This is a genomic window from Maribacter polysiphoniae, from assembly GCF_003148665.1.
Classification (GTDB): domain Bacteria; phylum Bacteroidota; class Bacteroidia; order Flavobacteriales; family Flavobacteriaceae; genus Maribacter_A; species Maribacter_A polysiphoniae.
Map to the genome: position 1 here is coordinate 1 of NZ_QGGQ01000029.1, position 3,323 is coordinate 3,323.

Annotated in this window: 4 protein-coding genes; all 4 read right to left on the bottom strand. The window is 33.3% G+C overall.

Going from position 1 to position 3,323, the window contains the following annotated elements; all coding sequences use genetic code 11:
- Window positions 1-296: 296 nt before the first annotated feature.
- The 4 genes from LX92_RS22230 to LX92_RS22245 all read right to left on the bottom strand — a co-directional run bounded on the left by LX92_RS22230 (window position 297) and on the right by LX92_RS22245 (window position 3,209).
- Window positions 297-938, bottom strand: a complete 642-nt coding sequence (locus LX92_RS22230) for a hypothetical protein (protein WP_109655259.1) — start codon at window positions 936-938, stop codon at window positions 297-299.
- A gap of 261 nt (window positions 939-1,199) precedes the next feature.
- Window positions 1,200-1,520, bottom strand: coding sequence for a DUF3784 domain-containing protein (locus LX92_RS22235; RefSeq protein WP_109655261.1), 321 nt, complete (start codon window positions 1,518-1,520; stop codon window positions 1,200-1,202).
- Window positions 1,521-1,786: 266 nt separating this feature from the next.
- Complete coding sequence (locus tag LX92_RS22240) at window positions 1,787-2,296, bottom strand: YybH family protein (RefSeq protein ID WP_109655263.1); 510 nt, start codon at window positions 2,294-2,296, stop codon at window positions 1,787-1,789.
- 109 nt (window positions 2,297-2,405) lie between these two features.
- On the bottom strand, window positions 2,406-3,209 hold the full coding sequence (locus LX92_RS22245) for an SIR2 family protein (protein WP_109655265.1): 804 nt from the start codon (window positions 3,207-3,209) through the stop codon (window positions 2,406-2,408).
- Between the last annotated feature and the right edge of the window lie 114 nt (window positions 3,210-3,323).

Consider the following 3,323-nt stretch of genomic DNA (forward strand, 5'->3'; position numbering starts at 1 on the left):
AAGGTCGGGTACGGCCGGCCCTAAAAAGAACCCCTCCCTTTTTCCGCAAACCTTGGAAAAAAACGACCCTCCCGGATCGATAATTGATGACAACACAGTACCTATGAACAGTACGGGAGCAAACTAGCGTTTGCTTTCCGCCACGCACATAGCAAAATCTTTTTGTTTTGTTTTGTTTTTTCTTTTCCTTGTTTAAAGCAAAATCCCAAAGATTTTGCGGACTTCATAAAAATACACAAACCTTTCAGTTAAGCCTGAAGCCCGTATTGTTTATAGGTTTTGTTGGCAAATCGTTTTTATTTGTTTTTGTAATACCTATCAAGTTTCATTTCGATAGTTTCCTCGTTGCTTAGAAGATAAATTGCTGCCCATAATCTGTTTTTAGGAATATCAAAATCAAAACTTTTATGGTTTTTCTCAAACCATGCTGCTGAACCCGCCATTAGGTTTCCCGCCCCGTCAAACTCCTGTTGTATGGCCTTAAAATATGGATCATTTTTACCTAAATCTTTTAAATAGTCCATGTATTTGCTAAATGGCTTTATTTCTAGGAAGGTAATAAAGTCGGGATTTCTATATATGCTATCTCTATATTTAAAAACTCCCGCATTTTGGCTAAACCTCCATACTATTGTTAATTGTGTAGAATCTAAATTTTTTAGGAATTGATACTTCGTAACTTCTTTAAACGGAACTATGTATTCGGGAGTTTGAACGATTTCTTCAAAATAGAGATGATAAGCATTACTTGGGTTGTTCTCACTTGTACTTTTTAACACCATATTGTCCACAAATCGAACTATCGATTCCAAACCTTCAATTTCTTCTTTATTAAAAATTTTGGTCAATGATTCATCACTAGTTAAATCAATTTTTTTTTGACTAGAAAGTTGTGTTGTGGCCAATAAAAAGGATAGAATAATTATTAATTTATTCATGATTTTAAATTTTAGTTTGAAATGTTTGCCAACGTCGCGGCTATGGTTAGTACGGGAATTAGAAGTAATTAATTTCCGATTAAGCAATTAGCCAAATCTTTTTATTTTGTTTTATCTTTTTTTTTCTAAAGCCAAATCAAAAGATTTGGCGGACTTCGTAAATATGCATAAACTTTAGGTTTAGCACAAAACCCCGTATTAATTATAGCCATTGTTGTGGTGTCGTTTTTATTATTTTCAGTTCTAATTCCGTTTTGGATTTCAATCCATTTTATCTTGATTCTTTTTATGTTTTTTTGAGTTCGACTGAATTAACAAGTATGGTATTCCAATAATCATAGAAATCCCAAAAGCATAATATTGAATATTCGGGTTTTCAGTCAATTTAGCAATGAAAAATCCAGCAATTATGATTAAAGCCATTCCGAACATTGCATTCCGAAATACATTTGCTATTCCTTCTATATTGTAATTTTCTTTTTCTTCTTTTGGCATCGTATTATAGCCAGCAATGAGCCAATACATTTTTCCGTATTTTATTAAAATTCCGAGAACGATAAAAAGAATTGCTACTCCAATCATAATTTTTTATTATAAAATTCAATCAATTTATTTTGTGTTTTTTCTCTGTCATATGCGGTTTCCTCAAATGCACCACAACGGTCTAGGCTATGCGTAGTGCGGGATTGAAAAGCGGAAGTTTTCAATCTTGCACCAACGGCAGCGAGCCGTTTTTATATTTGTTAATTTTTGTTTCATAAATATCTAAACTGCGAGCGGATAAATAAGCCGAAACTTCGATTTAGCACTTCAACCCGCATTATACGTATAGCCATTGTTAGCAACTGTTATTCTACTTCTTCAACATCGTTAAAAATATCCCATACAGATTCCCATTTTCCATTTGGTTGTTTTTTACTCAATATTATCCATTTGTATGTTCCGCTTGCTCCTTCTGAATCTCTCGTTTCAAAACCAGAACCTCTAATTACTGCCCAATCATCAAGCATAATTACTTCCTTTACTGTTTCAGTCATTTCAATGAGAGTTGAGTCATTCCGTTTGTTAAACATTTCTGCGTAACGGTCTTTAATTGCTTTTCTTCCGTGATAAGATGGTTGGTCTGGAACCATAAATACAGCATTTTCAGAATAAGTATTTGCACATCCTTCAGCGTCTCCATTTATCCAGGCAGTTACGAATTCATTAGTAACTTCTTGAATCATTTCAAAATCAGAACCACTTGTTACTATTTCTTTTTTCGGCTCATCATTAGATTTGTTATAAAAAGTTCCACATACAAATCCTATGATAAGTAAGACAGCAGATGCAAGAATTTTAAAGATTGGTTTATTCATAATTGGTTGTTTTTTCTAATAGTTGCTAACGACAGGGCTATAAGTAGTGTCCTTTTTCAGGCTAATAGGTTTTTAGGACATTACTTATAGGACCTGTTGTACATAGTTTTTAATTATACTCAATTTTTTTGTTCAAATCATTGGGGTTATAAGCTAATATTTTAGCTGGATATCTTTTATCTAATAGCAGTTTTACTCTATTAGCAACTATTTCGTGACTTGGATTAATAATAATTACTTCTTCAATATTTGGTGATGAAATACCAGCTCCAAGAGTTTGATTTAATTCAGCATCTAGTGGGTCAAGGGATATTCCATAAAGAACAGTTCTGTTTCCATTTTCTAATAAAGACATCAAAGAACCATGGTTCCTCCCCAATTTCATTTCTTCTTCTTTTGTTCTATATACTTCTTGGGTAATTTCTGAGGGTAAGTAAAGTTCGTCTGGCGATTCAATACTTCCATGAATATGGAAGCTTTCAATTCTAGAATTTGTGTCAGGATTATTAGAACGATATAGTTTATTTATTTCCAAATCAATTATGTTATCCCAATTAGTGGTAACCAAATAAGCTCGGTCAACTTTAGACATAACAAACTTATCTACAATTTCCTTGAAGTTTTCTCTTGGTTTTATTTCACCTGAATTTTGTGCTTTTTTTAATTCATCAGCAATATTCTTCTTTAATACTCTAATGTTCGACTTCATCATCTCAAACATTTTTGGGTGTTTTCCAGCTTTGGCTATTGAAGAGTAAAATTTTAACAAATAGATGTAACGTGCGAATAGAAAATTTGCTCCATCACCATTTGTTTCGATATCTTCTGTTTTATTAATTGCCCTAATTACAGGATTCCAGGCATTTTGAACAGCTCCAGCACCGACGATAAATGTTATGTTTTTTCCTTTCAATTTAGGTGGTCAAAATTATGTACAACGTTAGGTGTATGCGCAGTGGCTTCGGCGGTGCGCCGGCCTTTTGCGGCCATTGCGCATACACGGTGTTGTCATCGGTTTTATTTTAAT

Bases quoted from the DNA above. Each gene is read 5' to 3' on its own strand.
- LX92_RS22230 (WP_109655259.1), bottom strand. From the start codon at position 938: ATGAATAAATTAATAATTATTCTATCCTTTTTATTGGCCACAACACAA.
- LX92_RS22235 (WP_109655261.1), bottom strand. From the start codon at position 1,520: ATGATTGGAGTAGCAATTCTTTTTATCGTTCTCGGAATTTTAATAAAA.
- LX92_RS22240 (WP_109655263.1), bottom strand. From the start codon at position 2,296: ATGAATAAACCAATCTTTAAAATTCTTGCATCTGCTGTCTTACTTATC.